We start from the raw sequence: 26,421 nt of genomic DNA, 5'->3' as shown, positions 1-26,421 counted from the left end.
TTATGACAGTGACGTGTTCTCGTCGGGCACAGTCATAGTTCCCGGCGTTGCCGGCGACAGGGTTCTATACCCAGCAGCGGGGCCGATCAAAATTACCCGCACGGGGAACGACCCTGCTGGTGGTTTCGATTTTGATGGAAGCGAGGAGATTAGCCCCTCGACAACTCCCCGTAGCTGGCGAACAGTAGCTCCTGGCGCTGGCGCTCGTTGGTGAGTTTGCGTGCCACACCGAAAGCTTTATTTACTTCTCGGTCCATTTCGTCGTGAGCCTTGAGCAGAGTTTGGTCCATCGCTAACGGGTTGTAGTGCTCCGCGAGTGACCCCTCGGGGTGCCGCTCGCGGGCCCGCAGTACCAACTGTCCAGCGTCGATGATTCGCTGCTGCGCTTTCTCATCTAGTTCACACGGAGCTGGTCCGAAGGAGTAGCTCCCGGTGTACTCCGAAGAACGGAAAAATGAATAGTGGGGATACATCGACTTCCATTTTCCATTCTCCCGGCTCAGAGTATTGAGGGGGCTGGGACCGGGTCCGTAAACCCTTTATGTTTTCCACGCACAGCGGTTTATAGCGACGATCCCTATAGGTTTTCCGCAGAACCTATATGTATTTCTGTGCACCCCCATGTTGTCCGTTTTAGCGGTATTTCGTTGCTACTTCCGCACTTGCGAATAAAATGGTTATTTATCGCCGACACTCCGTGGAGTTCAAGTTCAACGTTTAGGACTCAATCCGGTTTTTCGCCTAGGGCGGCTTCGGGTTTCCGAAGCCGCCTTTTGCGTCCTGCGCTCGCTCAAGGTCTGCATCCGGAACGCGAAGACAGTATCGTTGTGAACCGTTAATAAACTCGTCGATCCCACATAATTACGGATCCAAGACGAGGCTAGCGATGAAATGCCGTTAAGGTGCTCTTTCTCCGGCACCGTGAGTAGGTGATTTCCCCCCCCCATACGTAGTCTGAGAGCCTTTTATTATTTTGGTAGCTCTGAGCTCAACGGGCGCGGTCGAGGCCCAACGTATACACACGGTGCATCTAATAAGTATCCATTTATTTGGGATACGTTTGTGCGAATATCCTCATGGAAATATATGGGCGCATTTGAGATGGGACGCAGGCTTACAACCACAACCGTGACGCCGGCGTTGAACTTGGCATTATTCCCCCATTTAAATGAGGTATAGGCGTACCCGATCTCTACGTCTTGTTCGTGAAGCAGGGGGGACAGAAGACCGACGTGTTCGCCCTGGGTAATGGAGTTGGTAGAAACAAAGGCCAGCTCGGCACGGGTGCCGGAGATGTAGCGGCGCCCTTGATAAACCAGAGAGAAATGTAGTCGAGCTTCTTCGGGTACTTGGAGCTACCGAAAACCACAGGGTAATCCGCCTTCTGCTCTGTGGTCTGCATGCTCGATCCCACATATGGTGGGTTGCCGATCAGGTAGATCTCGTCTTCGCCGTTGTTCGGGCAGGCCTCGTCCCAGTCTAGGCGCGTGGCGTTACCAGCGTGGATCTAACCTGTTTCTTTCAAGGGGATGAGGGGGGATGGAGATGCCGAACTGCTTCTTGAACTCGCGGTTCATTTGGAGTATCCCTTGAGAACTTGTTCTCAAAGATCCTATTTTCAACATGCCGGCCTTGCGCAATTAAAGTGGTAGCGCGTATGCTCATACTGGTTATTAGGTTAGGCTAACAAAAGCTGGAGGGCGAATGATGGCGTTTTCGCCTAGCAGTGCATCGGGCGCGCGAATATCGAAGATTTTAGCGATTTTCCTCTTTGTGGGAGTGTTCTTCGCTCTTTCTTCGTCTCTTACGGCGAATGCACAAGAAGAAGAGGATTGGCAGCCGGTAGTAACAAAAATGGAAGAGTACCTGGAGGGTATTCCTGCCGAGTATGCTTCGGGAGATTCTAAGGCAGTTCAACACTCCATCAGAAAAGCTTACTATGATATTTACCAGGTTTCCGGCCTTGAAGATCAAATTCGCCACAGGCTCGGGCGGGATAGGCAAGAAGACTTTGTTGCAGTTTTGCTAAACGTGCGCACGCTTTCCAATGAGGGGGCACCTCAAGACGAGGTCGAACAAGCGGTAAAAACTGCCATTGACCATCTAAATAAAGACGTTGCCGAACTTGCCACCACTAAGACTATTTCAGATCAGTGGACTAGGGTAGCCCAAGCAATCGTGGAAAATATTGACACCTCTGTTAAAGAGTACGGCGCGGGTGATGTGGATAAGGGCTACAAGCACGCTACCGCTGCCTACTTACAACACTATGAAGCCGAGGGGCTAGAGAAGGCAACAATCTCCTACATAGGGCAGGGGCGAGTTTCTGAAGTTGAAAACGGATTCCGAGATCTGCGTCAGGGAATTCGTGGCGGATTGGCACACGATGAAGTTGTCAAGATAGCTGAAAACTTAAAGTCAATGGTGAATGAGGACGCCACTGAGCTGGACAAGCTGGCTGGTTCCAATGAGGGACTTGGGTGGAAGGGATTCTTTGCCTCGTTCCTAATTCTGCTGCGTGAGGGTGCTGAAGCCCTCCTGGTTGTGGCTGCTGTTATTACCTATGCTATGAAGGCAAAGCGTAAGGATCAGGTAGCTGGAATCATAGTCGGCGTGGTCGCAGCCATCGTTTTGTCGGTAATGATCGCTATAGTGCTGGCTCGCCTCACATCAAACGTTTCAGGGTTGGCACAAGAGTTGATCGAGGGCTTTACCGGTATTGCTGCGGTGCTGATGCTCATATACGTTTCCAACTGGATCTTCTCCAAGTCTCATGGGGCCAAATGGAATGAGTACATGCAATCTGTTGCCGGATCTAAGACTCAGTCGGGTGGCGTATTCGGACTAGCCTTGGTTGCGTTCCTGGCGGTATTGCGTGAGGGCGCGGAAACCATATTGTTCTTCTCTCCTATACTCACCGCGGCGCGTTCCGGTTCGGATTACGCATTCATTTGGCTTGGGGTGGGAGTTGCACTAGTCATTTTGATAATCCTATTCCTACTGGTGTGGGTATTTGGAGTTCGTCTACCAATCAGGAAGTTCTTCCGGTGGACTTCGGTTCTGTTGGGCATGTTGGCAGTTACCATTGCGGGTGGCGCTGCTAAAGAGTTCCAGGATGCAACTTGGCTGCATACAACTGATGTTCCGGGCGTACCGGAAATAGCTGTGCTTGGTCTTTACCCAACGGTTCAGACTTTGGTGGCACAGGCAATTGTGGTTGTAATTCTCATAATTATGGCTGTTGTGCAATATCGCATCAGCAAAAACACAAAACGGGAGAGCTGTGCTAGCGCAGCAAATAACGAACAAAGATCGGTGAAAGATACAACTTCTGTTTAGTCAGTAACGTTACATCAGTTCTAACATCTCCAATTTTGGCCGGGAAATCCCGAAACACGAAAGGAAAAATAAATGAAGATCAAGAAAGCAATGGTTGCTCTTGGAGCGGCATTCGCGCTTACCTTGAGTCTTGCTGGTTGCTCGAATGATTCTGGTGACAAGCCCAAGGATGAAAAGGGTACTTCTGTGCAGACTACCGCCGACGAAAAGACGAGCTCTGCTGAAAAAGGGCAGGCAGTAGGAATTAACGAAATTCCGGTTGGCGATTCAGGCCCGCAGACCAGTGGTCCGTTAACTGTTGATTTGGTTTACTTCCAGGCAATCGACATGGAGCAAGGCTCGGTGCTAGTACCGCCGGCTTCCGAATCTGACATGCACTTCGAAGTTGACGTTGCTACCAATGAGAAGGCTGCTGAAATCGGTTATGAAGCCGATCAGTTCATGCCTTACTTGGAGATAAACGTGAAAATTTATGATCAGGCCACGGGTGGCTTGGTCAAGGATTTAGGGACGATGATGCCCATGGTGGCTTCTGACGGCCCGCACTACGGAAATAACATCAAGCTGGAACCGGGCGAGTACCGTGTTGAAGTTGAGATTCCTTCACCTGCTGACAAGTTCATGCTGCACACTGGAAAAGATACCTCCGCTGTTGACGGGCGTTTCTGGACCGAGCCACTGAAGTTCACTTTCGAAAACTGGAAGTGGGACGGCCAGCTGCTTTAAGCTAACCGCGTGTGAGAGCTCGGGGCATTGCCGCCGAGCTCTCACACTTATGTACAGTTTCATGATCGGTTATTTTAACTAAATAATCTAGTAGCTATTTTTAACTTTTTGCAGGGATTTACATGTTGGAATTGTTCATTGTTTCAATTCAAACGGCGCTTCCTTTGTGTCTAGCGGTGAGTATTTTGGTAGCCAGCCGAGCTCATGCACCTATGGAGCGACAAACGGTTGCCAAACTAACTTTTGCTTCAACCGCTATTGGCCTTTTGGGCGCGGGTGTTTTCACATGGTTGCGGTTGAACACCCCGCACGTTGATATTCCTGTTTTTACCGCCTGGGCGGGAATCGCGCTGTTTATTACCATGTTCGCGTTTTTGGTAATGCTTTGGTTGTTTGGCGATAGGGATTTGCATGATATAAACCAGGGAATGCGCCACCGGGGGCTGACCGTAACCGCGATATTGGCTATATGTACCTCTGCTCTTTACTATGCGGTTCCATATTTTTATTCCACCGATTCGATTGTGCACACGGGTGGATCAGTTTTTGAAACCGCCTCCCTTTTACGTTTGGCCGGGTTTTCTTTAGGAACAATTTTGGCGGTGGTTGCCTGTTGGGGATATGTCCAATGTGCGAAAAAAGTTCCTTGGTGGGTGCGCACCCTAGTCACTTCGGTAGTTTTCATGGCGATGATACTGCCCCGCATGATTTTGCTGTATCAACAGTTCGCTACGAGGCGGATAGTGCCGTCTTTCCCCGGCCTATTTGACATAGTTTTGTGGATTCAACGCAATGAGGCGATGACTCAGCTGATACTAGTGTTTCTAATTGCTTTCCCCGGTTTTATAGCGCTGTGGACGCAGGTTAAAAAACCTCCACATAATCCTGCAGAGCGCCGTTTACAAAAAGCAGACACCATAAGCCGCCGTCAATTTTTTGGTTTATCTTCGGTCCTTGCAATTGCGTTTGCCTGGTCGTTGACGGATGGAAAGAGACGCTCAGAGTATGTTCCTGAACTAACAGATTTGGAAGCCACGACCTTGGAAGGCGATTTTGTATACGTGGATCGTCTGCTGGTTTCTGATGGTCACCTACATCGTTTTGGGTACAAAACAGCAAACGGAGTGGAAGTTAGATTTTTGGTGGTGCGTAAAAATGAGGTCGCTTTTGGCGTAGGTTTAGATGCCTGTGAAATTTGCGGAGATTCGGGATATTACGAAGATAAGGGAAAAATAATTTGTTCTAAGTGTGACGTGATGATGAACGTGCAAACCATTGGATTCCCCGGCGGTTGCAACCCGATCCCAATCAAATATGAGGTGGAAGATACTCGCTTAAAGTTTTTCGCTGAAGAGTTAGAAAGCCACGAGAAGGTGTTTAGCTGATATGTTTTTCTGGATTATGATAGCCCGCGCGTTGCGTAGGCAGGCAGTTAAACGCCTGATGATAGCTGTGACAGTAATGTTGGGTGCTTCCCTTACAACATCGATGCTGGCGGTGATGTTTGATGTTGGAGATAAAGTGCAAGAAGAACTCAGCTCTTATGGTTCTAATTTGCAGGTTCTTCCCCAAGGTAGGGCAATGGCCGCGGATTTGTACAATATTGACTCTTCCGAGCAGGGCGGCGGCGCGCTGCGGGAAGATGAATTACCGAATATGAAAACCATATTTTGGACGTACAATATTGAAAACTTCACTCCCTATTTGGAAACAAAGCTTGAAGTAGACGGTAAAGAAGAGCAGGTGCGGGGTACCTGGTTTGATAAAGAACTCGCCATTCCAACCGGAGAAAAGGTTATGACGGGTATGGACGGCATGCGGGAATGGTGGAAATGGGAGGGAACTTGGGGAAAGACGCCTAAAGAGGTAATAGTGGGTTCCCGTATTGCCACAAAGAATGATTGGAAAGTTGACGATACTTTACAAATTCGTGATAAAAACGGTGATGTTGTCGATGTGGTTATTTCCGGAATTTTTACGGGCGGAGATGCAGAAGATTCGCAAATATATGCAGATCTTGATCTGGTTCAACAGCTTACCGGGCGGGATAATGAGGTTGATCGGGTAGAGGTACGCGCAATTACTACGCCGGATAATGATCTGTCTCGTAAAGCTGCTGAAGATCCTACATTGCTCACTTTGGACGAGTGGGAAACATGGTATTGCACGGCCTATGTTTCCTCTATTGCCTATCAGATAGAGGAAGTTATGACCAACGCAGTGGCTAAGCCCGTACGTCAAGTTGCAGATACTGAGGGGGAGATCCTTAATAAAACTGAGCTTATCATGGCTTTTGTTGCCCTATTTGCAGTGATTGGATCGTCTTTAGGGATTGCGAATTTGGTGTTCGCTTCGGTTATGGAGCGTTCACGTGAAATTGGTTTAATGAAGGCTATAGGTGCACGAAACCGAGAAATTATTCGACTCATGTTGGCAGAGGTTCTTATCGTTGGGTTGTTTGGCGGAGTTGTTGGATTTGCTTTAGGTTTCGGATTGGCTCAACTAATCGGACACATTGTTTTTGGATCCGCTATAGCTATGCGGCCAATTGTGGCCCCTCTAATGGCGTTAATTGTGTTTGTAACCGTACTTTTGGGATCTTTGCCTGCCATCCGTTCACTGGTACGTGTGCAGCCGGCCCAAGTGTTGCACGGGAGGTAACCGTGAAGAATAAGCATACTGCGATGTATTTGCGCATGATCTGGAAGGCGTTTTTAAATCGGATTACCCGTGTTTTCATTGCCTCCCTGTCAATAGCGGTGGGGGGTACAACTTTGGCCGCATTGGGTTTGGTGGCCTTCACTGTTCCGGCCCAAATGAGTAAGGAGTTGCGTGCGTTTGGTGCCAATATGGTTATATTGCCTGATTCTTCAGAAAACCTTACGGATGGCACATTGCAGGAAACTGATTCCATAGTTGGCAACAGCGTACTTAAACGCGCCGGATACCAGTATGGAAACCTACTATACAATCAGCAGCCATTGCAGGTAATGGCAACGGATTTGGACGCTGTGCAAGGTGTCCGCCCATATTGGAACTTAGATGGGAAAATGCCTGCTAATGATGATGAATTCTTGGTGGGCGCAGATGTGGCTACGCGTTATCGTTTCTCAATTGGGGATGAGGTTGGTCTGATGCAACCCACGTCTGAAAATGCGGTCTCTAAACAGATGAAGGTTTCTGGAATTATTCACACCGGAGGGCCGGAAGACGAGCAGATAGTAATGAGCACTAAAACACTAAGTGAATTTTTAGGAGATCGTGGTTATGACATCATCGAGTACTCAATAGATGCAGACTCTAAAGTAATTGCGCAATACGCCAAACAAATAAACACTAAAGTAAAAAATGCTGACGCTCAAGTAGTGCGCCGTATTTCAGAGGCGGAAACCGGAATCGCCACCACTTTGCGTACCTTAATTTGGATAGTTTCGGCAATAATATCGCTGCTCACCTTGATAGCGGTTTCCACAACTCTTAATTCGATAATTTCGGAACGCTCCAAGGAAATCGGATTGAAGAAGGCTCTTGGTGCACTGCCCGGTGATGTTATGCGCGAATTCGTAGGAGAATCGCTTATGCTGGGAGTATTCGGGGGGACGTTAGGTGCAGCTACAGGGGTGTGGATCGCAGCGGAAATATCACGCCGTGTGTTTGCCATAAACCTGAATATAAATTGGTGGGTCGTGCCAATAACACTCATATTTTCAATAGTCATAGCGATGCTGGGCTGTTTGATGCCAGCACGCAGAATCACCAAAATAGATCCTTCACAAGTTCTAGGGGGAGAATAATGCCCGCAGATTCTATATATTCAGTACGCTCGGCTAGTCGGCACTACGGCGATCTTGCGGCACTCGACAACGTGAGCTTGGAAATTCCGCGTGGTCAATGGCTTTCCATAGTGGGCCCATCTGGTTCGGGGAAATCGACCCTGATGAATATTTTGGGTTGTTTGGATTCCCCCACTTCGGGTGAAGTTCTTTTAGAAGGCGACCGCCTAGATAAAATGGGCGAGGTGGAGCTGGCAGATGTGCGCCGTCATAAAATCGGCCTAGTGTTCCAACAGTTCCATCTTGTTAAACACCTAACCGCTGTGGAAAACGTGATGTTGGCGCAGTACTATCATTCGGTTCCTGATGAGCAGGAAGCGCTTGAAGCACTGGAACAGGTGGGGATGAAAGACAGAGCTACGCATCTACCTCATGAACTTTCTGGAGGGGAGCAACAGCGTGTTTGTGTGGCCAGAGCTTTGATAAATCGTCCGGCCGTGATACTCGCTGATGAACCCACCGGAAATTTAGATGAGACTAATGAAAAAATAGTTATAGATTTCTTTCATCGCCTGCATGAAGAGGGAACAACTTTGGTAGTGGTAACGCATGATGCCGAAGTGGCTGCACAAGGGCAGCGACAAATAATTTTAGAGCACGGGCGAATTGCCCAAGAGGTTACCGATCTGGCCGATTCTCCTATAAAAGAATTACGTTTCGGTGAAACTTATTAACAGGAGCCGAATAATCACAAAATGCCAAATATTTAAAAGTTAGAAAACTTGGAGGGCCTTATGGGAAGTTCCCGATTGTTAGCTATAGCAGCGATTGTGGGAGTTGCAGTACTTGGCGGATGCTCGGCCGATGTGCCGGCTGCAAACACTTTGCCAGATGGGGAATATGAAGGAGTTTCACAAAAAGAAGCTGATGGTTCTTACGGCACAGTGAATTTCACAATTAGTGGAGGAAAAGTCACTAAGGCAAACTTTTTAGTAAAGGATGCTGATGGTACGCCCCATGATGAAGATTATGGTTTGGGAACCGATGGCAAAGCACATGATCCGATTTTTTATCAAAGAGCGCAAGACGCGATAAAGCACGAAAATAGCTATGTGCAAAAGTTCCAGGAGACGTCGGATCAAAATCAGGTTGAGCGCATCGCTGGTGGATCTCTTTCACACAGATTATTCATGCAGGCGGTTGAAGACGCCGTGCTTAACGCTGGCGCCGAAAAGTAAGACCCGGTAATCTGAGTGATCGGGCATGGTTCATGTAGCTTTCCCGCTATGGGTACGTTGGTGTGCGCCACTTGGGAACCGGCGGGGAATGTTGAAGAAATTCAGCGTCTTATTCGTCAACGAGTTAGGGAACTAGAAAATAGGCTTAGCATATTTAAGCAAACTTCGCAGGTGGTCGCACTTAGCCGTATTTTAAATGCTGGTTCGGAAGATATTTTGAAAAAATTCAGAAGCTCCCTCTTTCATTCTTCCAACGTTTACAGCTTGGCAGAGAGCGCGGAAGTTGGTTTGGAAAATCATGATGCTGGAGCTGAATTACTTTTCCGATTGGAAGATATATTGCAAGCAAATCGGTTTTCTTCCGATCTGGCACGAGTCATGGAAGCATCCGTAAAATTCGCGAATTTGACTCAAGGCGCATTTTACCCGTTTTTGGGCCGTCAAATGCATGTTTGGAAAAAATTGGTGGCTGAAAGGGCGAATAGAGAATTTGAGCTTAGTGATTCCATAATTGATTTTGGAGGTATCGCCAAGGGGTATGCGGCAGATCAGGTGCGTGATTTGGTAGTTTCTAAGGGGGGGAAAAACGTGGTGGTGTCATTTGGTTCCTCCTCTATTTCGATTGCGGGTGACCCAGTATGCGTTGGCCTGCAAAGCCCTTGGGAGGGATTAGAAGAGTTTGGGCACTTGTTGCTTACTCATCCGGCGCTTTCTGTTAGTGCTGATACAGCTACGCGAATAGGTTCGGGTAAGCGCGTTAGCCATGTTTTAGATCCAAGTACTGGAAAACCGGCATTTACGGACCTTGTTGCCGTTTTAGTTTGTACGGCTGATGGTATGGAGTGTGAGGCTTGGGCAACCGCGTTCTTAGTGTTGGGTTTGGAAAGAGCTATGGATTTGGATGCGACTCAACAGCACATAGACACGGTTTTTTTCACGGCAGATGGTCGGGTGCTAGCTAGTCCTAATTTGCAGATTACTGCTCATCCGGGAGTGCAGCAGTGGCTGGAAGCACAGCGAGTTAGGACTCAATAAAAAGCTTTTAGTTTTGGGTGTAATGCTGATTTAAAACACTGTTAAATACAGCGGTATTAGATAGGCTGGGATATTCCGAATTTGCACCGCACAAGAAGATTGAAGTCTGAGCTGTCGTCGATCCTGATTCCCTCAACTCTCGCGCTTTGTCGAGCTTGCGAACAATTTGTTCGGGCGCGTGTTTACTGAACTTTTTCACCATTGCTCCATTCTCCCCACCTAGTGGCGGGGTATCAATGGACCACACTCAAGTCACCTGGACCTAAAAACCTAGGACACTCCAGGGTGCGTCAGATAAAAAGCACCCGCAAGCCGATCGTGAAAACCCTTTTGCATAAACTTGACGACCAGGCATCCCTAAAATCATCCTACAATACGAGCAGTGCTGGTGAGCAAAGCGCGAGGTAATTAACCAGCATGGGATTTTAATCCTCAAATGGTTAAGTGGTCTTTACAGTATCGTGTGTGAAGTGAAAAGCGTAGCTTGCTGGGGGCGAGCTGGTGTGTGATGTGTTTATTTGCAGGGGAAAGCTATTTTTATGAGCATTTAGATTCGCACCAAACACCGTAAAGACATTGGTAAGGCTTACCTAACAGGTTATTATAGCCATGGCTCGCGACGGGTGAAGCCTTAGACTCGCACAATGCGTTTCTAATCGACACTGAAGTAGAAGTAAGAGACACATGAAAAACAAATATATCGCTGGAATCCCAGCAGTTCTTTTTGGAACGATGATAGCGATAGCGCCTATGACAATCGCTCAGCCTTGTCCAATTCATGGTGACCATCCGATGATGGCTTGTCACTGGAGCGCTAAAGCCTCGCTCGGTATTGGCGCCATGATAGCCGTACTGGGTCTTATTAACTTCTTAGTAAAGGCTCCAACACGCATTGGCCTAAATATCTCAGTAGCAGCCACTGCGGTATTGGAAATATTAGTGGTTACGTTGCTCATAGGCGTATGTGATATGCCAACCATGCATTGCAGGCAGGTAATGTTGCCAACTCTCGTAATAGTGAGCGTTTTGGCGTTGCTGTGTGCGCTTGTGGCTATATGGTTTGACTGCCGTAGTGAAAAGATCGCGAAATAAAAGTGCGTAAACACTGTAAATAGGCACTCAAGAAGGGTTGTTCCATGGCAGGAAAAAGTTCGTCGGTAGGTGTCGGGCTACGAAAGCTTCCACAGGAAAATCTTAAATATTACTCGGGACGCACGTTAGGTCTTTCAATCACAGTAATTGTTTTAAGTGTTATTTTTTTCTCCGGTACCTTCATGTCATTAGCTCTTAGCCGAGGGTTTTCTGCTATGGAGGAACGCATGGGGGCTGATCTGATTGTGTTTCCAAACGAACACCAGCAGGCAGCCGAAAGCTTTCTACTTGGTAAGTCCAAAGAAAAATTTTATTTTAACGATGACTCTATATTGGAAGAGGTACGTAAGGTAGAGGGAGTTAAAGCTGCAACCCCTGAAACCTACTTGACCTCACTTGATGCTGGCTGTTGCGCGGTGGATGTACAGATCATTGGATTCAACCCAAAAACCGACTTTGTAGTGCAACCGTGGATAGCCAGTGAGTATGCTGGTGAGCTTAAAGATGACGAAGTTATAGTAGGCGCTGACGTGTTTGCTGACCCAAATGGGCAGGTGCGTCTTTTTAATGAGTTTTGGCATGTTGCTGCTAAGTTAGCGCGCACAGGAACTTCGTATGACACCGTTGTGTTCGTAAATCAAAACACAGTGGAGAAAATGTTTAAATATTCTTCGCAAGTGGAGTATATTCACAACCCTCCAAACGGTAGAGCAATTTCGTCTATCTTGGTAAAAGTTGATCCGAACTATCCGGCAGAAGCCGTAGGGGATGCTTTGGCCAATAAAATGCAACATGTGGGTGTAGTTTCCTCTGCGGGAATGGCATCGCAGGTAAAGGCTAATGCAATAACTATAATCGGTTACATTTGGTTGATAGTTGCAATGTTTTGGTTGGTTGGCCTGATAGTTTTGGTAGCAGTTGTGGCCACATCCGTAGGTGAACGTAAAAAGGAATTGGCATCATTACGAATAATGGGAGCGACTCGTAAGAACCTCATGTTTATGCTAGGGAAAGAGTGCTTTTTCATCGGCTTGGGTGGTGGATTGATTGGTGGCGTATTAGGGGAGGTAATAATGTATCCCTTTGCCAATCTTATACGTGCCAAGTTGGAGCTTCCCTATGTTGATATAAGTTTTGCAACAGCGTCTGTAATAGTTGCTTGCTGTGTAATCGGAGCCCTCCTCATTTCTATACTCGCAGCGATAATAGCTGCTGGTAAAACCTTGAAAAATGAGACTTATTTGACTTTGCGTGCGGCAAGGTAAAGGGAGGGAAAATGGCGAATTCTGTCGTTGTGCAAGCCAGTGGATTAACCCGCGAGTTTTATCGGCGTGGAAGCTATTTTAACGCTGTGGAAGAGGCAAATTTACAGGTTAGTAGCGGGCAGATGGTAATGATTCAGGGCAGATCCGGCAACGGGAAGAGCACCTTGCTTAATATGCTTGCTGGATTGTTGCAACCAACTAGAGGGCAGGTTCGCATATGCGGCCAGCTTTTAGGCGACTTGGATGATTCTGAGCTTTCGACTTTGCGTGGCAGCAGAATTGGATATGCTACGCAACAGGAAACTCTTATCGCTAGTCTTAACGTTCGTGAAAATATTTTGTTACCGGCGTTGATCGCTAAAGAACGGGGTATAGAAAAACCTTACGACGTCAATGCGCGGGCTGAATCACTAATGAGAGCTTTGCAAATTGAGGGCCTAAGCGAGGTTTACCCGCGGGAACTATCTGGGGGTGAGACGCGCCGTGTAATAATTGCGCGCACATTGATAAACATACCTGAGGTGGTCATAGCAGACGAGCCCACGGGAGATCTAGATGAGGAGTCTACCGGATTGGTAATGAATTTGTTGCGATCAGCTACTGATGACGGTGCCGCGGTGATAGTGGTTACACACGATTCGGACACATCTAGCTTTGCCGATCAGATATACACGATAACCAAAGGCGTGCTGAAATAGAATCCAAATCCGACGCGTCTAGTGTTCCCTGAATTGCACTGCACGTATCCGACACTTTCGACTGGAATAATTGCACCTTGCCTTCGGTGTCGGTGAATATAAGTGGAGTTTTGTTTTCGCATCCCTTGATAACTTGGGTTATTACGGCATTTTCATCAGCATCTATATCTAACGTTATTTCGCGTTGAATTTTATTTAGGGTGCTGGCTAGCGCTATAGGGTGCGGATTTCGATAACCTTATTCGCGTGAGTACTGAAGCGCAGGAATGGAATGCACGTTACGCCTCGGAAGAGCGCCTGTGGAGCGGTAAAGTCAACGCTCTCCTACGCAGAGAAATTGAAGACATGAAGCCAGGTACCGTCCTCGATGTTGGGGCGGGCGAGGGGGCAGACGCGATCTGGCTGGCCCAGCAAGGCTGGCAGGTGAGTGCCGTAGACATTTCACAGATTGCTATAGACCGAGCCGAGACTGCGGCTCACAAGGCCTCAGTGAATGTGCGCTGGATTGTCGCTGACGCTCGCGAAGTTAGTGGGGAATATGACCTAGTCAGTGCCTTCTACCCCGTGATTCAGAAGAGCTCCGACTTCTTCGATCATGTTTGTGCGCTCGTGAAACCAGGCGGAACCCTCCTGTTTGTGCACCACATGCCTGACCCGGATAAGCCACGCGGACACGGCCCGGACTTTTCGAAGGTTATGAGCGCGCGCGAAGTCCTCGAAAATCTGTCGCCAAAGTGGACGATCGAGAAATACGAAGTCATTGAACGAGGCGCAAACTCAAAGCACCCCTATGACGAACTGGTACGCGCCCGAAAACTCGTGTAACCAAGAAAAGCGGCCAGTAGACAGTAAGCACCGACAACGGTGCAAATCAAGGGGAATCTGGCGGGTTATTATTCGCATTTCGCCGAGCCCTAATCTTGTCCGCCTTCGCCAGAGTCCTATCCTCGCGGTACGTGCGCAACCGTTCACCAGTCTTTTGTATCTGCTCCACACCTCTCTGGCGGCTTTGGTTGACTGCTTGTACAGAGTCGCCTACAAAACCCGATACAGACTCTTTCCACCCCCGTATTTGAAGTTCGCTTTTTTCTTCAAAGCTGAGATTAACGTGAAGGGCAAAACGCTGAATTGAGCTTTCTGCCCTGTTAGCTGCTTCGATTATCTTTCTAGCTCGTTGGTAATGCGTGGCCCAAACACTGTTCCCCAAGTTCGCAGTGGCACGAATAGAATCGTTCATTCTCAGTAACCGACAGGCTACAGATTCGATTCTTTCCTGACGTGTTCTTTGGATTGAAGCGTGGTAGCCGTCGAAGTGGTCGGGTTCCAATTCTTGTGCGTGTGCGATCTCCAAGACATAAAACCGGTCATGTAGCCAAATACTCCAGCCAAGATTACCGAGCCAGAATGAAAGGTTCTCATCTAGGCTCTGGAAGGATTCGGCTGTTTTCTTCGAGTTACCTTGGCTTGCCGCCAGTTGTTCCACCAAACTCGATATCTGCTCAAGCGCGGTAGTTTCCATGGTGTGGAGGGAGGCGCCTAGGTGACTGATCGTTAACCATTTGGTTGCTGAAACACTGTTATTTGTTCGGTAGTAATCTTCAACTTCTTTGAGAGCATTCGAGATGCCTTCGAGTTCTCCCAAAGACTCCACTTTGCTCTGTCGCAGAAGCGCGTCGAGCTTTGCGTCGATGGTCTCGAGATAATCCTTGATTTCAGCTATCGCTGCTTCGATAGCTGCTTGTGCGATTAGGCTAGCTCCCGCAGTCGCGAATGCCGGGGCCAAGGTGCCAGTACTCCGTATCTCAATTTGTCGAAAAAACTGACCCGGGTTTCCGACAAGATTGAAATCACCGCGCCGAAACGCTCCTCTCACGGGCCCTTTGGTGACGCGTTGCCTCATAAGCTTCGCTGACTCCGGGCTGAGTTTCACGTAGCGGCTTGAGCGCACTTGAAATTCGCTGAATGTGGAGAAAACATTCTGAGCGCGAAATAGGACTTGGGGAGAAACCTTTGAAACGGAAAACCCATCACAGTTATCGAACTCTTCTAAATCCTCATCCTGACTGAAGATAATGAGGCCTTCGCCATCAGAGAAGAATTCGATTTGTGATCCGGAACTCGTCATAGCCAAGACTCTACCGAAAAGCTATGCCTTAAAGAGAGATATTTGGGTCGAGAAAGCTGGAACGTGCATTAACTTTCACACCCCGGTCGTGAGATGTGAAATGAGCATGGTTGTGTTGGGAGTGCTACTGTCGCCTGGACTCGTGATGCCACTTCGAGCGAGTTAGTTTAAATTTGAACAGAACCGCATTCGTTTTGAGAGGAACAGGAATGTCTAAGCCGGTATTGCAGGTTGTTGTTTCAAGTGTTCGCCCCAGTCGAGTGAGCCCAATCGTGGCCGAATGGTTTGCGGAGGAGGCGCGTAAACACGGCGCATTTGAGGTTGAGGTTACCGACCTGGCAGAGCTGAACCTGCCTCTAAAGGACGAGCCGAATCATCCCATAATGCAGGCCTACCAGCACGAACACACTAAGCGTTGGGCAAATATTGTGGAACGCTCGGATGCATTCGTTTTTGTTGTGCCCGAGTATGATCACGGCTACCCGGCGCCACTCAAGAATGCGATTGACTATCTATTTAAAGAGTGGGCGTACAAGCCGGTCAGCTTTGTTTCATACGGCGGTATCTCCGCTGGCCTCCGTGCTGTGCAGCAGTTGAAGCCAGTGCTTTCGGCACTGAAAATGGTACCAATCACCGAGCAGGTTATGATCCCGATGATTGGCGCACATATTGTGGACGGCAAGTTTGCGCCAAATGAGATTATCGCCGAATCTGTAGCGCCCGCTCTGGATGAGCTGGCCAAGATGGAACGCGCACTCGCCTCGCTACGCTAAAACCTGATACGGCCCATCCATTTCGTGTCCGAGGACGAAGCGAGCAAACAGTCCAGGTAAAGTTTGTTGCCGGCACCAAAAGGTGCCGGCAACAACTGTATGAGCTTGCCTAGCCTCGGCCTCGAACACACATCACGTTAATCTCGGGCATGGGCGCTAGCGGGCTAGACGAGGTCTGCGAAGAACTTATCCCACGGAATATCTAGGGGAGCGTCCTCGGCAACCACGGAGTAGAGGAAGCGGCACAGCGGGTATTCCTCCTCGCGAACCACGCCGCGCTCGGTCAGCTTGCGCAAAGCCGCGCCAACAACGTTGATCGCGGCAACGCCCTCGAGCGTGACACCCTTCATCAGCTCGTCGCGCACGCGAGAGAACGGGATGCCCTCACCAACGTAGCCGCCCGCCTTCACGTTGCGGCCACCCATGGAGGTCACGAACATGTCGCCAACGCCGCCTAGACCGTCAGCCGTTTCCGGCTTGCCGCCCATGAACTTAACGAACGAGCGCAGCTCCTTCTGGCCCTGAGCAAAGAGAGCAGCCCCCATGTTGTACATGACGTAACGGTCATTTTCCTTGCCCTGGCTGCGAAGCAGGCCGTCTGCGAAGCCAGCAGCAAAAGCGTAAATGTTCTTCGTCGCGGCGCCAGTCTCGTGGCCAACGAAGTCAGTGGACGTCCATACGTGGTAGTAGTCCGTGCGGTAAAGGCCAGCCAAGTACTCCAAAGCTTCCTTGTCTTCGCCGGTGAACACAACCGCGGTGTCGTGGTGAACCGCAACCTCACCTGCAATGGAGGGGCCAACAACGGCGTTCCACGTGATCGAGTCGGCGAGCTTAGGATCGAAATAGGAGCGATAAACATCGGGCAGTAGCTTCAGGTTGCCATCCTCATCCGCGCGCATACCCTTAGTTACGCACAGGAAGTGCTGACCGGGCTGCATCATGGCGGCCAACTGCTCGCCCGCCCACTCAACGCCAAACGAGTTCACACCACCCATCACGACGTCCGCGTCCTTGATGACCTCCGTAGCCTCTTCAAGCTGGTGGGCCTGAACCGACTCGGGGACCTTCAAATCAAGGTTGGGGTGCACACCCGTGGTCTGGATCGATTCAATAATCTCGCGGTCCAAGAAGGTGCCAACCAGGTGCACCTCGTTGCCGTTCTCTGCCGAAGGGAACGCAAGTGCCGTCCCCATAATTCCCGAACCAAATACGACTATTTTTGCCATCACTTCTCCTAGTCTTCAACATTCTTCATATCGGTCATAAGCTCCGCAAGGAGTGGGTAAATACGGCTATGTAGCCGCATCCAAGTAACATATTTTTCGTGAGCCTGCGGATTCGGTTCCGTCCTCTCACCCAAATGAGCCATCGCTCGCGCAGCCGATTCAACATCGGGATACGCGCCAACGCCAGCCATTGCAATCATGGCAGCTCCGTGTGCGGACAGCTCATCAACCTCAGACATTACGATTGGAAGGCCCGTAGCGTCTGCAAAAATCTGCCTAATAAAGGGGGACCTGGCCGACCCTCCTGTGGCACGAAGTTCAACCAGCTTTCGGCCCGTCACTTCCTGCACGCGATTCAGATTCTCTGCCAGTAGCATCGCAGTGCCCTCAACAATAGATCTGAAAACGTGGGCACGCGTATGCCCCGTGGTGAATCCCACCATTGCTCCAGTCGCAAACGGATCCCAATCTGGTGACTGGCCTGCATTCCAATGCGGTAGCGTCAACAAGGCGTCAGAACCAGGGGCAATACGGCTCGCCTCTGCCTCCAAAGCTGGGTCCAAGCCTCCCTCTAGAGCAGGATCGCCAAGATTCTTCCTAAACCAGTTGTACAGCACCGAACCAGAGTTCTGAACGATCTCCAGTACGTAAGTGCCCGGAATACCGCCGATCAGTGTGCGGTAAGCGCGATCGAACTGATACTCGTTCGAATGAGTTCCCGACACAACCGAGGTGCCGATATTCACGTAAGCCACATCCGGGTCAATCGCGGCCGTGCCCAGACCAGCGGCCTGACCATCACCAACGCCCGCAACCAGTACAACCTCCGGGCTCAAACCCCATTCGTTAGCGAGGCTCGGTAGCAGCGTGCCAATAACATCACCCGCCCTGGTGAACTCAACCATCTGATCTGGGCGCAACCCCGCGATCTCAAGTAGCTCTTCAGAGAATGTTCGCGCCGCAATATCAAACAGGTTAAGAGTGTCAATCGAGCCTTCTGCAGAAACCCACTTTCCGGTAAGCGCGTGGGACAAGTATGCGTGCACATCAACCAGTTTGAAGGCCTGACTTAGAGCTTCTGGTTCGTGCTTCTTAAGCCAAGCCAGCTTATACAGTGCGGGTGTAGTATCAGCCGGCTTGCCGGACAACTCGTGGATGTGGTCAGATCCGAACTCCTTGATCTGTTCACCCGCTCGCGAATCGAGCCACAAGATTGCCGGGCGGATCGGGTTGCCATCCTCGTCGATAAGCGCAAACGATTCGCGCTGGTGCGTAATCCCAATAGCGGCAATACGCGCCCTGTCGCTCTCGCTCAGGCTACTGACCGCCTCCGTGATTGCCTGATGCGTGGAACCCCACCACTCGCGCGGGTCATGCTCGTAGTGATTCATCTGCGGGGAGAGGAGCTCAATTTCCGCTCGTCCCATCGATATAACGTTTCCCGACGTGTCGATCACAACCGCCTTCGTGGCGGTAGTTGAAGAATCAATAGCGATTACTAATGGGTTGTTCATCTGCTTATGTCCAATCTCTACGCCGTCGTATGTCTCGACCGCAGTGATTTAATCAGTAGCTAAACGCTTATAAGTGGTAGATATTTCCTTGAACTGCTTCACATGATGTCGATTAATCTGTTCATCACTAGATTAACATTGCGAATGTTATTCATAACGTCTGACGAGAGGTTTAGGACGGCGTATTCCGAGTGGCGGCCCAACCAAACCATGTTCAAAAATGCAAGGAATAGAGATGTTTAAAGAGGTCGTGCCTCGCGTGCTTTCGGACGCCGCAGACCTTGTTGAAATCGTCCACGAACTGCGTCAAGTGCTAAACGTCAAAGGGAAGTGAACGGCGCGGAAATAAATGTCAAGAACGCCACATCCGAAGTGTTCCGAGCATTACGCAGATTCCACACAATGGGGAACTAAATGAGATAACTGTCTTAAAATTCGGCACCCAGACGGGATAATTATGAACCGTAGTGGTTGCAAAAACGTCTGCGCAGAATACTAGGAGGTAGGCCTTAAAAACCGGCCGGAAGGTCGATAAACCTCGATAAAATGCCTTTCTGGTTTCTCATTTGCCACGAAATTCACTAAAGTCAATACACAGTTTTGACAATAATTTTGAAACCATCAGGAAATTTTGCGAGCTAAGAGGAATACCAAACGCCTTATGCGACAAACATGACCTGAAGAAAGTCAGAGCCTATGTTCTACTACCTGGCACGCAGGCTTGCCAACTATGCTCTCCTGCTGTTCATTGCCGTGTCACTGGCGTACATTATCGCCTCCAACACGCTAGACCCGAAGGCCGCTTACGACCTCACGGACCCCACGCGTGACTGGGACGCGCTTGAGCGAATGTTCATTGCATACAACATCTCAGACACTGTGCCCGTGTGGGATAGGTACACTATATGGCTTGGCCGCGTGTTCACCGACTGGGACTGGGGCATGACGCCAACGGGCGCCTCCGTGAACTCCATCATCGGCATTCGTATCTGGGTTTCTGTCAGGCTTATTATCATCGGCTCGATCATCGGCATGGTCGGTGGCGTGGCTGTGGGTGCGTGGACTGCAACTAAGCAGTACTCCAAGACCGACCGCATCGTTTCGATCCTCGCCCTCATCATCATCTCTACGCCGGTTATTGTTCTTGCTAACCTCTTGCAGATCGGAGCGACCCAGTTCAACGTCGCAACCGGTACGCAGTTTTTTGAGTTCACAGGCGAGACCGGAACAGTAGGTAACTACTTCGGCGCGGCCCTTGTGGACAGGATGCAACACCTACTGTTGCCTACGATTTCCATGTCACTAACCGGCATTGCCTCCTACTCGCGTTACCAGCGCAACTTGATGCTTGACACGCTCGGAGCTGACTACGTGCGGACCGCGCGCGCCAAGGGTCTCATCAAGTCGAAGGCTGTCACCCGCCACGCACTGCGTACTTCGCTAGTCCCGATGGCAACGTTCTTCGCTTTTGCAGTAGCCACCCTGTTCCTCGGCGCAACCGTTACCGAGCAGGTGTTCGGCTGGCACGGCATGGGCATCTTCGGCGTCTCATCCATTCGCGGTCAAGACATCAACGGCACCACTGCAGTAGTTGCCTTCTCAGGCGTCTGTACGCTAGCCGGTGCGCTTTTGTCTGACCTCCTCATCGTCGTTGTCGACCCGCGTGTAAGGGTGAGCTAAACATGTCGAACCAATCTCAACCGCAAGAGCGCGACGTCCGCAACGCTGAAACTGCGCGCGGCGAAACCGCCCTGACCGCAGGTTCGGACCTCACAAAAGAGACCGCGCCCAACGGGGCGGACGGCAAGAACGAAAAAGGCAAATCCAAGCGTCTTTCTCGCGCGACCCTAATTCGTCGGCGCTTCATGCGCTCAACCACCTCCAAGATCGGTGTTATCGGCTTCGCGCTGGTTGTTCTCATCGCGATCTTTGGCCCCATGGTGGTTCCGTGGGACTACCAGCAGGTCACTAGCTCCTTCCTGAAACCTCCAAACGCTGAACACTGGTTTGGCACCACCCAGGGTGGGCGCGATGTCCTCGCACTAACTTTGGAGGGGCTGCGCAAGTCACTAATCATTGGCGTTTCGGTATCAGCAATCCAGGTAACTGTTGCTGCAATCGTTGGCGCTTCCGCAGCCTATTTCGGTGGTTTCTTTGAAAAAGCTGCGCTGTGGGTTATCGACCTTTTACTCGTAATCCCGTCCTTCCTCATCATCGCTGTTATCTCGCAGAAGACCGGTGGGCAGAACTCCTCGACGTTCCTGTTTATCCTTCTGCTGGCAGGATTCGGCTGGATGCTGACCGCTCGTGTTGTTCGCTCGATGACGCTTTCGGTTAAGAACCTCGAGTACGTAACGGCGGCGCGCTACATGTCGGTACCGGCACGCGTCATCATTACCAAGCACATTATTCCGAACGTGGCGTCCTACCTGATCATCGATGCGGCGCTCGGTTTCGTTGCAGCGGTCATGTCAGAAACGGTGCTTTCATACTTTGGCTTCGGCGTGCAACCGCCGGAGACCTCGCTCGGCGTTCTCATTGCGGAAGGGCAGGGCATGGCAACTACCTCGCCGTGGATCTTTATGGCTCCGGCTGCCATCCTGACCCTGACCCTCATTTTCGTAAACTTCATCGGCGACGGACTACGCGACGCAATCGACCCGTCCTCAAAGTCTGGAGGTCAAGCATGAGCAGTAAAAACCGCAAGCTAGACAACACGCCGGTACCGCAACGCCAAGAAGGCGTTCCGGTTCTTGACATCCAGGATCTAAACGTCAGTTTCCCCTCCGAAGACGGCGTTGTGCGCGCTGTTCGCGGCGTCAACCTGAAAGTTCACCCCGGCGAGGTGCTGGGCATTGTTGGTGAATCCGGCTCGGGTAAATCCGTTACCTCGCTGGCTGTCATGGGCCTGCTTGACGAATCTGCCAAGGTTGAAGGCTCCGTGAAGCTACACGGGACCGAGATCCTCGGCAAATCTGACGCGTGGATGTCAAAGATCCGCGGCAAAAAAGTCGCGATGGTGTTTCAAGATCCGCTATCTGCACTAACGCCCGTTTACACGATTGGCGATCAGATCGTGGAAGCCTTGACCATTCACCAGAAGATGAGCAAGACCGCGGCGCGAGAGCGAGCGATTGAGCTACTCGAACTCGTTGGCATTCCAAACCCCGAGGTTCGATTCAAGGCGTTCCCGCACGAATTCTCCGGTGGTATGCGCCAGCGCGTGATGATCGCAATTGCAATCGCCAACGATCCGGATCTAATCATCGCGGACGAGCCAACCACCGCACTGGACGTAACCATTCAGGCGCAGATTCTTGACCTGCTAAAGAAGGCACAACGCGAAACTAACGCAGCTGTCCTCATGATTACCCACGACCTCGGTGTCGTTGCGGGTATGGCTGATCGCGTTGCCGTTATGTATGCGGGACGTTGCGTTGAATACGGCTCGGTTGATGACATTTACTATCACTCGACGATGCCGTACACGGTTGGGCTTCTCGGTTCTCTGCCGCGTCCAGATCAGGACTCTTCTGAGCCCCTCGCATCTGTTGAAGGTAACCCTCCTTCGATGCTGCAAGAACCCACGGGCTGCCCGTTTGCGCCTCGTTGCCCGATCTCCACGGACGCGTGCCTTAACGGCGAGCCGGAACTTCGCGTCTCACCCAATAACAATCCGAACGACGGCGTCGATCACACCGTTGCTTGTGTGCGTGCTGAAGACATCGTTGAAAACAACTGGGATCACGCGGGCATTTACCCGATACCGGAAGCATTCAGCTCTCCGATTGCCGATGAAGACCGCATGAAGCGTGACGAAGTCATGCGTGTGACCGACCTCAAGAAATACTTCCCGCTAATGAAGGGCGCAGTATTCAAGCGACAGGTGGGTACGGTTCACGCCGTTGATGAGATTTCGTTGGACATTCGCGAGGGCGAAACTCTGGCCCTCGTAGGCGAATCCGGCTCCGGTAAAACCACAACTCTTCTGGAAGTACTGAACCTGCAAAAGCCGCAGGGTGGCACCATCGTTGTGTTCGGTAAGGATGCTTCCACCATGTCTGGCCGCGAGCGCCGCAAGGTGCGTGAAGACCTACAGGTTGTATTCCAAGACCCGATGGCTTCGCTTGACCCGCGCATGCCGATTTCCGACATCATCGCGGAGCCGTTGAAGTACAACAACTATCCAAAGGACAAGATCGACGAGCGGGTTGAGGAACTCATGACACTCGTTGGCCTTGAGCCTGCGCACCTTAACCGCTACCCGCGTCACTTCTCCGGTGGTCAGCGTCAAAGGATTGGTATCGCACGTGCGCTCGCGTTGCGTCCGCGCTTACTCGTGCTTGACGAGCCGGTTTCGGCTCTCGACGTGTCGATTCAAGCTGGTGTCATTAACCTACTTGAGGAGTTGCGCGCCAAGCTCGGCCTCTCATACCTATTTGTTGCCCACGACCTCTCCGTTGTGCGCCACATCGCGGACCGTGTGGCCGTCATGTACCTGGGTAAGATCGTTGAAATTGGAGCGGTTAAAGAGGTTTTCGACAGGCCGCGTCACCCGTACACGCAAGCCCTGCTTTCGGCTATCCCAATTCCGGATCCACGCAAGGAACGTTCCCGTGAACGCATCCTGCTTGAAGGTGACCTTCCTTCGCCCGCAAACCCGCCTTCGGGTTGCCGCTTCAGGACGCGTTGCCCGAAGTTCCTCACTCTAGGCGAAGCAGAACAGCAACGGTGTGTCAACGAACATCCTGAGCTCAAGGGTGACGGCGACGTCGACTCGATGAACGCCTGCCACTACCCCGAAGAGGCCCACATGTTCTAGCCGGGTGGAGTAACGCCTTGTGCGCACGCTCTACCACTGACCAACTTCAAAGCCGGCGGTTTGCAACCAAAAATGGATGCAGGCCGCCGGTTTTTGTAAACCGATATCTAGGATCAAAATGGCGAAAGGTTGTTGACCGCATTGCGGTCAAGGGCGGAAGTTAGAAAGGTGAGCAGACATCGACAAGCGAGATCACGCGCCGCAGACATATACGAAAATCTTGGCGAATGCTCGTTTTCTCATTATTTGGGACTTTTGTTGCGATTAGAACAAGGAGGGACCGAAAGGCGGCTCTCAACTATCAAGAAGCCGGTGCGCTAAAGTAGCCTATCCATCGTGGCCGGGTACGCCCGGCAAGAGATGTCAACATTATGGAGGTACAACAGTGAAGCGTTCACTACGTTCATTCGCTGCAGTAGCTGCCGCCGCAACCCTCGTACTCGCAGGGTGTGCAGGTGGCGGAGAATCGGGATCCGGCGGCGACGCAAATCTGCCGGCGCTCTCCGATATCAACGCACAAGCCCGCGACAAGGTGCAAGAAGGCGGCGAACTACGTTTCGCAATCGGCCAGTTCCCTGAGCAGTGGAACATCCTGCATGCTGCCGGAAACCAGGTGGACAACAACGAGATTGCCGGCTGGGTAATGCCTAGCAACTGGATTTACGCAGAGGACTCCACCTTCGAGCCGAACAAGAACTACGTTCTCGATTACGAGGTAGTGGACGGACCTCCGCAGGTAGTAACCCTTACTCTGAACCCGGATGCACACTGGGGCAACGGCGAGCCGATCACGTGGGAAGACTACGAGGCAACCTGGAAGGCCGCTAACGGCTCCAACCCTGACTACCAGGTAGCTACCACCGACGGTTTCCGCGAGGTTGCAAAGGTCGAGAAGGGCAAGGACGAGTTCCAGGTCGTAATCACGTACAACACGACCTACGCTGACTGGTCTGCAACCTGGTCCGGCGTTGAGCCGAAGGCTGCCATTTCTACACCTGAAGACTTCGACAACGCGCGTAAGGATAACCCAAACAACGACTTCACCGCAGGTCCGTTCAAGTTCGGTGAGGTAGACCGTTCGCAGCGCGTCGTCACCCTCGTTCCGTCCGACACCTGGTGGGGCGATGCTCCGAAGCTCGACAAGGTAAGCTTCCGCGAGCTCGACCCGTCGACCTCGACCCGTTCCTTCGCTAATAAGGAGATCGACGTCGTATCCGGTCTTATCAACGCCGACCAGTACCAGACTGCTGCCGGCCGTGCAGATGCGGAAATCCGTGAAGCAGGTGGCAAGCAGTGGCGTCACTTCACGTTCAACACGAACTCTGGCCTCTTGCAGGACAAGGGCATTCGCCAGGCAATCGTTAAGGGCCTGAACCGTGAAGCTATCGCAGCATCTGACCTTGCTGGTCTGCCCGTTGAGCCGGCAGAGCTCATGATGGGTAACCACTTCTTCATGCCTGGCCAGGAAGGTTACGCCGACAACTCCGAAGACTTCAAGTTCGATCCCGAGGCTGCAGGCAAGCAGCTTGACGAGCTCGGCTGGAAGCTTGATGACGGCGCAGAATTCCGTACCAAGGACGGCCAGACCCTCGAAATCGAGTACCAGCTACTCCAGGGCATCCCAACCTCTGAAAACGAAGGTAAGCTCCTTCAGTCTGACATGGCCAACATTGGCGTAAAGGTCAATATGGTTAACAAGTCGCCGGATGACTTCCCCGGATTCCTGCTTGATGGCACCTTCGGTATCACCTCGTTCGCATGGCAGGGTACCCCGTACCCGATGGCTAACGTAGGCCAGATCTACGGTTGCGATTCCGACTCGAACTTCTCGGGCCTATGCGACGATGAGATCAGCGAGCTGATCAAGAAGATCGACGTCGAGATGGACCACAACAAGCGCGTTGAGTACACGAACGAAGTTGACGCTGCCATCTGGGACCGTGTCATGACTGTTCCGCTGTACCGCCGCGTCGAGTACGTTGCAGTTCCGAAGACCCTCGCCAACTACGGCGCCTTCGGCTTCTCTTCCGGCAAGGTTGAGGACATCGGCTACGTCTCGGAGTAACACTTGGTGAAACGAGCCTAGCTGAATAGCTAACGTAGCAGGATCGCCCCGCACAATGTGCGGGGCGATCCTTCATGTATCGGCAAACCTGCGCGGGGGATAAAAACTAACTGAGTCAGAGGCGCGGAATGAATGTGGCCAGAAGCAACACGAGTGCAGCCAGCAGGGGAGCGGTGTTGAGCTTGCGCTCTACCTTCGTAGTGGCATTCGTCATCCCCGCCTCGAGGTGACGCTCATAGTAGGTGCGCAGCAACTCGGCTGTTTGAGATGAATCCAAGTCAAGAAGTTGGCTCGGCACCTCCTCGTCAATGTGCGGAAGTTGCAGGGGGCCGTACTGCGCTTTCATGTTTCGAACGCCGGTACGAGGACGAGCAGCGGCTGCGCGAATATCTATGTCGCGTGTCTCTAGGATGAGGCCCAGGTTCAGGCGCGCGCCCGTGTAGCGCTCCCACGGCACGGTCCACGAGAAAATCATGTTACGCACCGTTATTTTGTCTGGCGCGATAGTAAGGCGCGGCATCCACCACAGCATGAAAATCGCCCAAAATACCAGCCAAACATACGGCAGGGCTGCAACAGCTACGGATACGCCATCACGCGTAATAGTCACAATTGAAACGGCCAGCGCCAGCACGGCAAAAAAATATGTTCCGTAGCGTGCAGGAGCAGAGGCGATCTTAATCGTTGGATGCATGCCTCCATTTTAGATGGCAACGCATTATCGGGTAGT

At 51.2% G+C, this 26,421-nt stretch carries 22 protein-coding genes and 1 pseudogene; 17 read left to right on the top strand and 6 right to left on the bottom strand.

The features are described from left to right. Positions 1 to 149: 149 nt before the first annotated feature. Together HMPREF1628_RS09100 and HMPREF1628_RS09300 are read right to left on the bottom strand one after the other, a co-directional pair. Entirely contained in the window at positions 150 to 473 is a 324-nt protein-coding gene (locus HMPREF1628_RS09100) for a type IIL restriction-modification enzyme MmeI (RefSeq protein WP_049189366.1), read from the bottom strand. Between the two features lie 495 nt (positions 474 to 968). Then, positions 969 to 1,507, bottom strand: a pseudogene (locus HMPREF1628_RS09300) (DNA methyltransferase). Between the two features lie 197 nt (positions 1,508 to 1,704). Between HMPREF1628_RS09300 and HMPREF1628_RS05915 the strand changes: the two are divergent. The 12 genes from HMPREF1628_RS05915 to HMPREF1628_RS05860 all read left to right on the top strand — a co-directional run bounded on the left by HMPREF1628_RS05915 (position 1,705) and on the right by HMPREF1628_RS05860 (position 13,991). Continuing rightward, positions 1,705 to 3,339, top strand: coding sequence for an FTR1 family iron permease (locus HMPREF1628_RS05915; RefSeq protein ID WP_034509285.1), 1,635 nt, complete (start codon positions 1,705 to 1,707; stop codon positions 3,337 to 3,339). A 72-nt stretch (positions 3,340 to 3,411) separates the two neighbouring features. After that, positions 3,412 to 4,065: an iron transporter gene (locus HMPREF1628_RS05910; RefSeq protein WP_186822309.1), complete on the top strand. Its 654-nt coding sequence runs from the start codon at positions 3,412 to 3,414 to the stop codon at positions 4,063 to 4,065. A gap of 122 nt (positions 4,066 to 4,187) precedes the next feature. Beyond that, positions 4,188 to 5,450, top strand: coding sequence for a DUF2318 domain-containing protein (locus tag HMPREF1628_RS05905; RefSeq protein WP_034509282.1), 1,263 nt, complete (start codon positions 4,188 to 4,190; stop codon positions 5,448 to 5,450). Position 5,451: 1 nt separating this feature from the next. Continuing rightward, complete coding sequence (locus HMPREF1628_RS05900) at positions 5,452 to 6,726, top strand: ABC transporter permease (RefSeq protein WP_016444850.1); 1,275 nt, start codon at positions 5,452 to 5,454, stop codon at positions 6,724 to 6,726. A gap of 2 nt (positions 6,727 to 6,728) precedes the next feature. Further along, positions 6,729 to 7,859 carry an ABC transporter permease gene (locus tag HMPREF1628_RS05895; protein WP_016444851.1) on the top strand — a complete coding sequence of 377 codons (1,131 nt, stop codon included), beginning with the start codon at positions 6,729 to 6,731 and terminating at the stop codon, positions 7,857 to 7,859. Continuing rightward, a complete protein-coding gene (locus HMPREF1628_RS05890) occupies positions 7,859 to 8,572 on the top strand; it encodes an ABC transporter ATP-binding protein (protein WP_016444852.1) in 714 nt (237 codons plus the stop codon). Before HMPREF1628_RS05895 ends, HMPREF1628_RS05890 begins: the two co-directional genes overlap by 1 nt. A gap of 60 nt (positions 8,573 to 8,632) precedes the next feature. Further along, positions 8,633 to 9,076, top strand: a complete 444-nt coding sequence (locus HMPREF1628_RS05885) for an FMN-binding protein (RefSeq protein ID WP_016444853.1) — start codon at positions 8,633 to 8,635, stop codon at positions 9,074 to 9,076. A gap of 48 nt (positions 9,077 to 9,124) precedes the next feature. After that, positions 9,125 to 10,111, top strand: coding sequence for an FAD:protein FMN transferase (locus tag HMPREF1628_RS05880; RefSeq protein ID WP_034509280.1), 987 nt, complete (start codon positions 9,125 to 9,127; stop codon positions 10,109 to 10,111). Positions 10,112 to 10,795: 684 nt separating this feature from the next. Continuing rightward, the gene (locus tag HMPREF1628_RS05875) at positions 10,796 to 11,203 is read left to right on the top strand and encodes a DUF4418 family protein (protein WP_034509278.1); all 408 of its coding nucleotides are present in this window, start codon (positions 10,796 to 10,798) and stop codon (positions 11,201 to 11,203) included. Positions 11,204 to 11,247: 44 nt separating this feature from the next. After that, entirely contained in the window at positions 11,248 to 12,468 is a 1,221-nt protein-coding gene (locus HMPREF1628_RS05870; RefSeq protein WP_034509276.1) for an ABC transporter permease, read from the top strand. Between the two features lie 11 nt (positions 12,469 to 12,479). Further along, entirely contained in the window at positions 12,480 to 13,166 is a 687-nt protein-coding gene (locus HMPREF1628_RS05865; protein ID WP_034509273.1) for an ABC transporter ATP-binding protein, read from the top strand. Positions 13,167 to 13,412: 246 nt separating this feature from the next. After that, positions 13,413 to 13,991, top strand: coding sequence for a class I SAM-dependent methyltransferase (locus tag HMPREF1628_RS05860; protein ID WP_052038925.1), 579 nt, complete (start codon positions 13,413 to 13,415; stop codon positions 13,989 to 13,991). A 46-nt stretch (positions 13,992 to 14,037) separates the two neighbouring features. On the opposite strand, the gene HMPREF1628_RS05855 is transcribed toward HMPREF1628_RS05860, so the two are convergent. Beyond that, positions 14,038 to 15,297, bottom strand: coding sequence for a hypothetical protein (locus tag HMPREF1628_RS05855; protein WP_232219400.1), 1,260 nt, complete (start codon positions 15,295 to 15,297; stop codon positions 14,038 to 14,040). 203 nt (positions 15,298 to 15,500) lie between these two features. Between HMPREF1628_RS05855 and HMPREF1628_RS05850 the strand changes: the two genes are divergently transcribed. Further along, complete coding sequence (locus tag HMPREF1628_RS05850; protein WP_034509270.1) at positions 15,501 to 16,064, top strand: NADPH-dependent FMN reductase; 564 nt, start codon at positions 15,501 to 15,503, stop codon at positions 16,062 to 16,064. 164 nt (positions 16,065 to 16,228) lie between these two features. Here HMPREF1628_RS05850 and HMPREF1628_RS05845 read toward each other — a convergent pair whose 3' ends face one another. Beyond that, positions 16,229 to 17,290, bottom strand: coding sequence for an NAD(P)H-dependent glycerol-3-phosphate dehydrogenase (locus HMPREF1628_RS05845; protein ID WP_034509267.1), 1,062 nt, complete (start codon positions 17,288 to 17,290; stop codon positions 16,229 to 16,231). 8 nt (positions 17,291 to 17,298) lie between these two features. After that, positions 17,299 to 18,804: a xylulokinase gene (locus HMPREF1628_RS05840; protein WP_034509263.1), complete on the bottom strand. Its 1,506-nt coding sequence runs from the start codon at positions 18,802 to 18,804 to the stop codon at positions 17,299 to 17,301. 696 nt (positions 18,805 to 19,500) lie between these two features. Here HMPREF1628_RS05840 and HMPREF1628_RS05835 point away from each other — a divergent pair. From HMPREF1628_RS05835 to HMPREF1628_RS05820, 4 genes are all read left to right on the top strand, one after another. Then, positions 19,501 to 20,484 carry an ABC transporter permease gene (locus HMPREF1628_RS05835; RefSeq protein ID WP_034509261.1) on the top strand — a complete coding sequence of 328 codons (984 nt, stop codon included), beginning with the start codon at positions 19,501 to 19,503 and terminating at the stop codon, positions 20,482 to 20,484. Between the two features lie 2 nt (positions 20,485 to 20,486). Then, on the top strand, positions 20,487 to 21,494 hold the full coding sequence (locus HMPREF1628_RS05830) for an ABC transporter permease (RefSeq protein ID WP_034509259.1): 1,008 nt from the start codon (positions 20,487 to 20,489) through the stop codon (positions 21,492 to 21,494). Continuing rightward, positions 21,491 to 23,626 (top strand): ABC transporter ATP-binding protein, encoded by a 2,136-nt coding sequence (locus tag HMPREF1628_RS05825; RefSeq protein ID WP_034509258.1) that lies wholly within the window; start codon positions 21,491 to 21,493, stop codon positions 23,624 to 23,626. Before HMPREF1628_RS05830 ends, HMPREF1628_RS05825 begins: the two co-directional genes overlap by 4 nt. A gap of 385 nt (positions 23,627 to 24,011) precedes the next feature. Beyond that, entirely contained in the window at positions 24,012 to 25,691 is a 1,680-nt protein-coding gene (locus tag HMPREF1628_RS05820; RefSeq protein WP_034509255.1) for an ABC transporter family substrate-binding protein, read from the top strand. 115 nt (positions 25,692 to 25,806) lie between these two features. On the opposite strand, the gene HMPREF1628_RS05815 is transcribed toward HMPREF1628_RS05820, so the two are convergent. After that, the gene (locus HMPREF1628_RS05815) at positions 25,807 to 26,385 is read right to left on the bottom strand and encodes a PH domain-containing protein (RefSeq protein ID WP_034509252.1); all 579 of its coding nucleotides are present in this window, start codon (positions 26,383 to 26,385) and stop codon (positions 25,807 to 25,809) included. Between the last annotated feature and the right edge of the window lie 36 nt (positions 26,386 to 26,421).

This window comes from Actinomyces sp. S4-C9 (genome assembly GCF_000758775.1).
GTDB lineage: Bacteria > Actinomycetota > Actinomycetes > Actinomycetales > Actinomycetaceae > Gleimia > Gleimia europaea.
Note: the sequence above shows the minus strand (reverse complement) of the source record. Positions and strands in the feature narration are given on the sequence as shown.

Coding starts and splice junctions, on each gene's coding strand:
- HMPREF1628_RS05915 (WP_034509285.1), top strand. CDS start 1,705: ATGATGGCGTTTTCGCCTAGCAGTGCATCGGGCGCGCGAATATCGAAG.
- HMPREF1628_RS05910 (WP_186822309.1), top strand. CDS start 3,412: ATGAAGATCAAGAAAGCAATGGTTGCTCTTGGAGCGGCATTCGCGCTT.
- HMPREF1628_RS05880 (WP_034509280.1), top strand. CDS start 9,125: ATGGGTACGTTGGTGTGCGCCACTTGGGAACCGGCGGGGAATGTTGAA.
- HMPREF1628_RS05815 (WP_034509252.1), bottom strand. CDS start 26,385: ATGCATCCAACGATTAAGATCGCCTCTGCTCCTGCACGCTACGGAACA.
- HMPREF1628_RS05825 (WP_034509258.1), top strand. CDS start 21,491: ATGAGCAGTAAAAACCGCAAGCTAGACAACACGCCGGTACCGCAACGC.
- HMPREF1628_RS05885 (WP_016444853.1), top strand. CDS start 8,633: ATGGGAAGTTCCCGATTGTTAGCTATAGCAGCGATTGTGGGAGTTGCA.
- HMPREF1628_RS05850 (WP_034509270.1), top strand. CDS start 15,501: ATGTCTAAGCCGGTATTGCAGGTTGTTGTTTCAAGTGTTCGCCCCAGT.
- HMPREF1628_RS05865 (WP_034509273.1), top strand. CDS start 12,480: ATGGCGAATTCTGTCGTTGTGCAAGCCAGTGGATTAACCCGCGAGTTT.
- HMPREF1628_RS05840 (WP_034509263.1), bottom strand. CDS start 18,804: ATGAACAACCCATTAGTAATCGCTATTGATTCTTCAACTACCGCCACG.
- HMPREF1628_RS05870 (WP_034509276.1), top strand. CDS start 11,248: ATGGCAGGAAAAAGTTCGTCGGTAGGTGTCGGGCTACGAAAGCTTCCA.
- HMPREF1628_RS05830 (WP_034509259.1), top strand. CDS start 20,487: ATGTCGAACCAATCTCAACCGCAAGAGCGCGACGTCCGCAACGCTGAA.
- HMPREF1628_RS05835 (WP_034509261.1), top strand. CDS start 19,501: ATGTTCTACTACCTGGCACGCAGGCTTGCCAACTATGCTCTCCTGCTG.
- HMPREF1628_RS09100 (WP_049189366.1), bottom strand. CDS start 473: ATGTATCCCCACTATTCATTTTTCCGTTCTTCGGAGTACACCGGGAGC.
- HMPREF1628_RS05875 (WP_034509278.1), top strand. CDS start 10,796: ATGAAAAACAAATATATCGCTGGAATCCCAGCAGTTCTTTTTGGAACG.
- HMPREF1628_RS05900 (WP_016444850.1), top strand. CDS start 5,452: ATGTTTTTCTGGATTATGATAGCCCGCGCGTTGCGTAGGCAGGCAGTT.
- HMPREF1628_RS05905 (WP_034509282.1), top strand. CDS start 4,188: ATGTTGGAATTGTTCATTGTTTCAATTCAAACGGCGCTTCCTTTGTGT.
- HMPREF1628_RS05845 (WP_034509267.1), bottom strand. CDS start 17,290: ATGGCAAAAATAGTCGTATTTGGTTCGGGAATTATGGGGACGGCACTT.
- HMPREF1628_RS05890 (WP_016444852.1), top strand. CDS start 7,859: ATGCCCGCAGATTCTATATATTCAGTACGCTCGGCTAGTCGGCACTAC.